The sequence below is a fragment of the Moorena bouillonii PNG genome (assembly GCF_001942495.1).
GTDB classification, from domain to species: Bacteria; Cyanobacteriota; Cyanobacteriia; order Cyanobacteriales; family Coleofasciculaceae; genus Moorena; species Moorena bouillonii.
Map to the genome: position 1 here is coordinate 6,843,024 of NZ_MKZS01000001.1, position 7,620 is coordinate 6,850,643.

Genomic DNA, 7,620 nt, shown 5'->3' on the forward strand with positions numbered 1-7,620 from the left:
ATTCCCGATTCCCGATTCCCGATTCCCGATTCCCGATTCCCGATTCCCGATTCCCTTTTTTTATCAATCCTATGTTTACATTTCAAATAATATTATGTCTGAATTTACTCCAGAAGAATGGGTAAAAATCCGAGAAACTTTGGCTGACGATCCCACTAAGTATGGATTGCCTAAACGGGAATATGGCTCGGTGGTTTTGGGGTCATTTAATATCAGAAAACTGGGGAGGGTAACTAACCGCAGTCCTCAAACCTGGGATTTTTTGGCTCATGTGTGTAAGCACTTTGATTTGCTGGCTATCCAAGAAATCATGGATGACCTGAGTGGTTTCCAGGAGTTGAAGGGGCGGATGGGGTCAGAGTTTGGTACGATTGTGTCTGATCGAACTGGGGTGTTTCCTAATGAACCAGGATTAGGGGAAAGACTGGGATTTATATATAATTGGTCGATGGTTCAGCGGGGTGAAGTGGTCTCAGATATTTCTTTTGACCGTACTAAGGTGTTAGAAACCTTGGCTCGTAACTATGATCAGATCAATCAGGCTATATTACCCTATGTGGACTATCTAAAAGAACTGGATCAGTGGAACTCAAATCAGTTAGGAAAACGCCCTCAGAAGCCGAATGTTAAGATGCCAGTGTTTCTAACCTTTGCTCGCCAACCGTTCTGTGTCAGCTTTAGAATTGTTGGTCATCCTGGTACTAACCCCTATGAGTTTATGGCGGTTAATGCTCATCTGTATTTTGGTAACTATATCTCAGATCGCCGTCAGGAATTTGATGCACTGATGGCATGGATATTAGGACGGTTTATCGAACATGATCGAGCGTATTATCCCAATTTTATCTTATTAGGAGATCTGACTTTAGATTTTGATAATCCTACTACAGACCGTGACCGGATTGAAAAGCATATCAAGATGTTTAATGCTAAGGTAAAAGGGGAAGCAAATGTTAATTTTGCGTTCTTAGACCCCCATCCAAAGACAAAGCAATTCTTGCGCACCAATGCTAGATTTACGGAAACTTTTGACCAAATTGGTTTGTTTAATTGGGATCAGCGTCTTCCTACTTATAAGGAAAATTCCTCTATGGGGGAAAACCCACGAGGACCGGATTATGGTGTCTTTAATTTTGTTGAATTGTTTAGTGATGCCTTGTACAACCGCTGAAGGGGTGACGAAACAAGCTGAAATGGTTGGTATGTAAAGGTAGTACCATTTTATGGTAAAAAAAAGGTAGGTGTTCTATTTGCAACAAAACCTACCTATTGACAATGTTACCCACATTATACCAAAACCACCTAAAAAGTCAATTTACTCTAGCCGAATATATTTTCTTAAAAATTTTCGTCAATCTCTTACAGTCAATTAAAAAAGTTAGTTTGGAAAAGTTAGCCAATGCTCTTCCTTTACCTATTAAATTTGAAAGCAAAAGAAAAAGAATACAAAGATTTTTATCGCTGCCAAATCTAACCCTTGAAAAAGTTTGGTTCCCAATAGTTGAAGAAGTTTTGAAAACATACTTTACCTCGGAAGAACTAATTTATATAGCAATCGACAGAACAAGTTGGAGTCGTATTAATTTATTCATGGTTAGCCTAATTTGGGATAAAAGAGGGTTTCCAATATATTTTACTTTGTTGCCAAAGTTAGGTAATAGTAATTTAACAGAACAACAAAGGATATTATCAAAGGTTATACCGATTTTTAAAAATTATAAAATCTGCCTGTTGGGAGATAGAGAATTTTGCTCTGTAAAATTAGGAAAGTACTTACAGGACTTGGGCGTGTATTTTTGTTTACGCTTAAAAAAGAACGAATTTATTGAATATAAAAAAAATAATTGGCTTCAACTTAATGATTTAGGTTTAGTACCAGGAGTTTCTTTATTTATCCAAGGAGTTAAAGTTACCAAAACCCGTGGATTTTCAAGTTTTAATGTTGCTTGTAAGTGGCAACGTAAAGTCAAGGGAATAGAACCCAAAGAAGGATGGTTTATACTCACAAACTTCGACAGAATCGAGTCAGCTATTTCCGCCTATAAAAAAAGATTTAATATAGAGGAGATGTTTAGAGATTTTAAAAAAGGTGGCTATAATTTAGAGGTGACTAAAGTTGATGGTGAACGGTTTATTTCTCTAGTTTTATTAATAGCGATAGCTTACACTTCCGCAACAATTCAGGGTCAGCAAATTAAACGTAAAGGAATACAAAACTATGTTGGTCGTGTCAAAGAATCTGGTCGAATAGAGCGGAGACATAGCAGTTTTTACATTGGTTTATATGGCCAAAATTGGGGAATTTTCAAGGATATTTGTCTAGAATTAGCAACCGAATTAATGAAACTAAATCCTAATAAACGAAAGTATTATCAACGAGGTCTAAGGGCTAGGTCGCTTATAGAGTCTGCGTTTTAACTTATTTCGTCGCCCCCCCAGGTTTAGGTGCTTAATAATCAATACCACTATCGGCTGGTGTTATCCGGAATAAATAGCAATCCTAAATAAAAAAAACACTATATGTAGAAACTACATGGTCAACAAGCACAATAAGCCAGGATTGATTGAAAACTATCCCCGGTTACCCAACAAGATGGCTTTGCCCTCACCCCATCACCAGTCGATATCTGTTATGGTATTGGTCTCAAAACCATTGATTGTAACTACCTAGACAGAGAAAAATATGGAAATTCGAGGAACCGATACACCACGGTTAGACTGGACTGGTGATGCTCTAGCCATTGGGTTATTTGAGGATGCTGTAGAGCTGACTGGTGATTTAGCCGAGTTGGATCAGAAACTGGCTGGTACGATCACAGAATTGATCGAGGAAACAGAATTTAAGGGTAGCGCTAATAGTTCTGCTGTCACCCGTGTGGGATCCGCTAGCCCAATCCGTAAAATTATATTGTTAGGATTGGGTAAAGCAGATGACCTGAAGTTAGATACACTGCGCCGTGGGAGTGCCACAATTGCCCGGACTGCGAAACAGCAAAAGATTACAACTCTTGGAATTAGCCTACCCGTGGTTAATGATGACCCCACAGCAACGGCCCAAGGGATCACTGAGGGGATAATCCTGGCACTACACCAAGACAATCGCTTTAAGTCGGAATCCGAGGATAAGGGCGCAAAGCTGGAACAGATTGATTTACTGGGATTGGCTGGGCAAGAAGCAGGGATTGATAAGGCTCAGAAAATCTGTGAAGGTGTAATTTTGGCACGAGAGTTGGTGGCAGCACCAGCTAATGAGGTGACACCAATTAGTTTGGCTAAGACAGCAGAGGAGCTGGCCTCAGAGTATGGTTTTTCCCTGGAAATCTTGGACAGGGAAGCCTGTGAAGAACTGGGAATGGGTGCTTTCCTAGGGGTTGCCAAAGCTTCAGATCTGCCCCCCAAGTTTATTCATATTACCTACAAACCTGATGGCACGCCAAAACGCAAATTAGCGATTGTGGGTAAGGGGTTAACCTTTGACTCCGGTGGCTTGAATCTTAAAGGTGCTGGTAGTGGCATCGAGACTATGAAAATCGATATGGGGGGTGCGGCGGCTACCTTGGGGACTGCTAAGGCAATTGGCCAGTTAAAGCCAGATGTCGAAGTTCACTTTATCAGTGCGGCCACGGAGAATATGATTAGTGGTCATGCTATGCACCCAGGGGATATTCTTACTGCTTCTAATGGTAAGACGATTGAAGTCAATAATACGGATGCGGAAGGAAGACTGACCCTAGCAGATGCTTTAGTGTTTGCGGAAAAATTAGAGGTGGATGCGATCGCAGATTTAGCGACCTTGACTGGTGCCTGTGTTGTAGCATTGGGAAATGATATTGCTGGTTTATGGACAACCGATGAAACCATAGCGCAACAGTTTAAAGAGGCAGCAGAAGCCGCTGGTGAAAAACTCTGGCAGATGCCTATGGAAGAGAAGTACTTTGAGGGATTAAAGTCTCAAATTGCTGATTTCAAAAATACTGGGCCCCGTGCAGCTGGTTCGATTACAGCAGCGTTGTTCTTGAAGCAATTTGTTAAGGAAACGCCTTGGGTACATATCGATATTGCTGGAACAGTTTGGACTGAGAAAGAAAATGGTTGTAATAATTCTGGTGCGACTGGCTTTCCAGTTCGTACTTTGGTGAATTGGGTATTGAGTGAGACTTAGAGTAATCGGTAATCGGTAATGAGTAATCGGTAACTGATCCAACTATACTTAAGATCATTACTTAAGATCATTAAGATCATTCCTTAGTTTAGCAATCCCATAGTAAGGCACGGCGGAAATAAAGATACTTTTCAAAGCGATGCAGCGCGGTCTTGGGGGTTTCCCCCATGAGCGACTGCCATAATTTTGAATTTTAAATTCCGCCCAGCATTACTAGCTATGGGTTTTCAAAAGAAGCAATTGGCTAAAGTACATAATTTATTAGTTTTAGGGAATAGGGAATAGTAAAAAACTTCTTTGTACCTCATAAGTATGGACAACACTATTAGAAATCGAACTGAGGTATTCCCAAATTTTGATTTGAGCTTTTTTTACATAAACAAACTGGGATCAACTTGAAAAAAAACTCCCAAGGTTTTGGCTTGATATTTGCTAATTTCTCGCTTACCATTAACGATGTCATCAACGGTTTTTTTAGAGCCAATAATTCCGACTAAATCCGCTGGTTTTATGTCTTTTTGATCCATCAAAAAAAGTAACATAGACTGAGGCTCAGATCTAATCCCTGGGGAGTAATAGTCTTGTTCAAATTTTTCAATTAATGTAATCAGCAATTCATAAATTTCATCTTCTTCTGGTGTTCGTTTAGGTCGGTGCATCAACTCTTCTACAAAAGCTAAAGCTTTTTCATTCTCTTCTTCTGTTTTAATCATTTTAGGTTGATATTTTACTAACAGTTTTTTGTATGGCTTTTGATTAAAAGTAAGGGTCATTCTTCCAGTTATTATAGTCGTATTCTGCGTGATTCAGAATATACTTGATGTAAATTAAATGCTTTTCATAATCTATACTTACAATTAAGCGGTACTTATTCCCCTTAATATTAAAAACTGTAAAATTTCCTACTGCTTCAGCTTTTCTAAAAACTGATTGTACCTCAACTAAGTTAGACCAAGTAGCCTGATTGGCAATCTTATACCAGTTATCGAGAGCATCATGGCAATCAGCGTGTTTTTCACTAAATTCCCGCAAACGTCGATAGCTGATCACATGCATTTGATATCCTCTTTGGTGCCCTGAACCTAGACACAACTCTGATTTCCTGTCTTGATGCAATAGCGAGTGGGGGAAACCCCCAAGACCGCGCTGCATCGCTTTATTTTGAAACCAAAGGGAATAGAGCTATTCCAAGTTATGTTCACTAACCATTACAACGGTTGCTTAATCTGATTGCCTTGAATGGGACTGGTCTTGAACTGGGGGAATAAAAATGATTGATAACGCCCAAATTTCTTAAACCTGGGAAATCCATATCCTCTTGTCTTAAATGCTTCTATGGTGTTGTGCAGTGGTTTAATCACATCCTGATTTACCTGAGAGTGAAATGCTTTTTGGGGCTTGAAGCTCGAAGACAGATAAAATTATTATTCTTAAGGGCACAGTAGTTCTTACTTTGAATACCAACCAATGATCAGGATATCACAATAATGGTCATGGTCACACAGAACGTAGTGCGATCGCGTAGCGTGACCGTAGGTCAATCGCATTTTGGGAAGTCTGTAGTCTGTAGGATGGGCATTGCCTGGGCAAATCCGATACTTGTCACCATCAGCTAACCGTAAGTGATAGGTTAAAACAGAAGCCATCATTCTCCCGATTGACACTTGAAACCCCACTCTAGTTACTGGCAACTGCGACCTTACCTTCGTTCCCAACGCTTAACTCTTGCTCAGACATTGGTTTGTACATTAGTATTCACTGTCTGCTGGCCCCTACTCCTTTGGCTATCTGAGCCCTTTTTTGATGTGGTCGGACAGGGAAAACTGGTCAGGAGTCTTCAGCTAGCTGGGTTAGCTGCTGTTGTGTTTCTGACCCAGAAAATAGCGCAGTACTGTTTATATACCCTATCAGCAAAAGCTTCACTACAGATTGCCCTCCATTTACGCCAAAACGTTTTTAACCATTTGCAGCGCCTCAGTATTGGTTACTTTGAAGCTGCTAGAACTGGTGACCTTACCTACCGACTCACGGAAGACCTCGATCGGATTGGGGAGGTGATTTACAAAATTGTTCGTGATTTTATTCCTTGTGTCTTGCAACTGATTGTAGTACTAACTGCTGTCATCTATATTAATCCAGAACTGACCCTAGCCATAGTAATTATTGCACCATTGATGGGCTTGTTGATTGGTTGGTTTGGGGAACAGATCCGTAAATTCTCCCATCGCAGCCAAAATCGGATATCGGATTTGTCCGCAATGCTGACGGAAGTGTTTAGCGGGATTCGCTTAATCCAAGCTTTTGCCGCAGAAGACTATACCCTGGAAAAATTTAGTCAAGAAGCAGAAAACAACCGCAAAGCCAAGTATGCTGCTGAACGCCTCAGAGCAATTCAGTTTCCAATAGTTGGTTTTCTCGAAGCCTTGTGCTTCTTGTTACTATTATTGTTGGGAGCATGGCAGATTGCTGAGGGTAACCTCACCGCTTCCAAGTTTGTCAGTTACGGTATCGGTGTTGCTATGTTGATTGATCCGATCAACATCTTAACCCAAAACTATAATGAGTTCAAACAGGGAGAAGCATCGATAGACCGCATCTTTGAACTATTTGCCCTTGAGCCAACGGTAATTGAAAAGCCAAGCGCTATAGTTTTACCCCCAGCAACGGGTAGGGTGGAATACTGTAATGTCAGCTTTGGTTATCAACCTGGTGAGCCTGTACTGAGAAATTTGAATTTAGAAATTGCTGCGGGAGAGGCGATCGCATTAGTAGGCGCTTCGGGTGCTGGTAAAACTACTTTGGTTAATCTCCTGCCTCGCTTCTATGATCCGCAATCTGGAGAAATCCTGATTGATGGGATCAATATCCAAGATATTACCCTCAATAGTCTACGGCGTCAGATTGGCATTGTCCCCCAGGATACTACTCTCTTTTCAGGTACTATTGCTCAAAATATTGCCTTTGGTCAGTTAAAACCTGACTTTAAAGCTGTTCAGGAAGCGGCTAAGATTGCCAATGCTCACCAGTTCATTATTAAACTATCCCAAGGATATCACACTTGGGTAGGGGAGAGGGGAATTAATTTATCGGGAGGGCAACGACAACGGATTGCGATCGCACGAGCGGTACTGCTCGATCCTAGAATCTTGATTCTCGATGAAGCCACTTCCGCTTTAGACTCAGAATCAGAAGCCTTAGTACAAGAAGCCTTAGAACGGATTATGGAAGACCGCACTGTTTTTATTATTGCTCACCGATTAGCAACAGTGCGCCGTGCTGACCGGATTCTGGTAGTAGAACAAGGACGAATTGTTGAATCGGGTAACCATGAAGGATTGTTAGAAAAAGGTGGTCGTTATGCTCGGTTTTATGCTCAGCAATTTAATTGATCTAGTAAATATAATCGGGAATCGGGAATCGGGAATCGGGAATCGGGAATCGGGAATCGGGAATCGGGA

General features: G+C 40.9%; 7 protein-coding genes. 4 read left to right on the top strand and 3 right to left on the bottom strand.

All coding sequences use genetic code 11. The annotated features are described in order from the left end of the window. The 3 genes from BJP37_RS27810 to BJP37_RS27820 all read left to right on the top strand — a co-directional run. Nucleotides 1-1,171, top strand: a 1,171-nt coding sequence (locus BJP37_RS27810) for an exonuclease/endonuclease/phosphatase family protein (RefSeq protein WP_198954204.1), incomplete at its 5' end; no start/stop codon positions are given. A 104-nt stretch (nucleotides 1,172-1,275) separates the two neighbouring features. Further along, a complete protein-coding gene (locus BJP37_RS27815) occupies nucleotides 1,276-2,418 on the top strand; it encodes an IS4 family transposase (protein ID WP_075899793.1) in 1,143 nt (380 codons plus the stop codon). Nucleotides 2,419-2,683: 265 nt separating this feature from the next. Further along, complete coding sequence (locus BJP37_RS27820; RefSeq protein ID WP_075903719.1) at nucleotides 2,684-4,162, top strand: leucyl aminopeptidase; 1,479 nt, start codon at nucleotides 2,684-2,686, stop codon at nucleotides 4,160-4,162. A 371-nt stretch (nucleotides 4,163-4,533) separates the two neighbouring features. On the opposite strand, the gene BJP37_RS34985 is transcribed toward BJP37_RS27820, so the two are convergent. From BJP37_RS34985 to BJP37_RS37615, 3 genes are all read right to left on the bottom strand, one after another. Next, entirely contained in the window at nucleotides 4,534-4,935 is a 402-nt protein-coding gene (locus BJP37_RS34985) for a helix-turn-helix domain-containing protein (protein ID WP_081431356.1), read from the bottom strand. After that, a complete protein-coding gene (locus tag BJP37_RS34990; protein ID WP_008189566.1) occupies nucleotides 4,919-5,218 on the bottom strand; it encodes a type II toxin-antitoxin system HigB family toxin in 300 nt (99 codons plus the stop codon). Before BJP37_RS34990 ends, BJP37_RS34985 begins: the two co-directional genes overlap by 17 nt. 392 nt (nucleotides 5,219-5,610) lie before the next feature. Further along, nucleotides 5,611-5,811, bottom strand: coding sequence for a hypothetical protein (locus BJP37_RS37615; protein ID WP_143727833.1), 201 nt, complete (start codon nucleotides 5,809-5,811; stop codon nucleotides 5,611-5,613). A 15-nt stretch (nucleotides 5,812-5,826) separates the two neighbouring features. On the opposite strand from BJP37_RS37615, the gene BJP37_RS27830 reads away from it, so the two are divergent. Continuing rightward, nucleotides 5,827-7,551, top strand: coding sequence for an ABC transporter ATP-binding protein (locus BJP37_RS27830; protein WP_075903721.1), 1,725 nt, complete (start codon nucleotides 5,827-5,829; stop codon nucleotides 7,549-7,551). Nucleotides 7,552-7,620 lie beyond the last annotated feature (69 nt).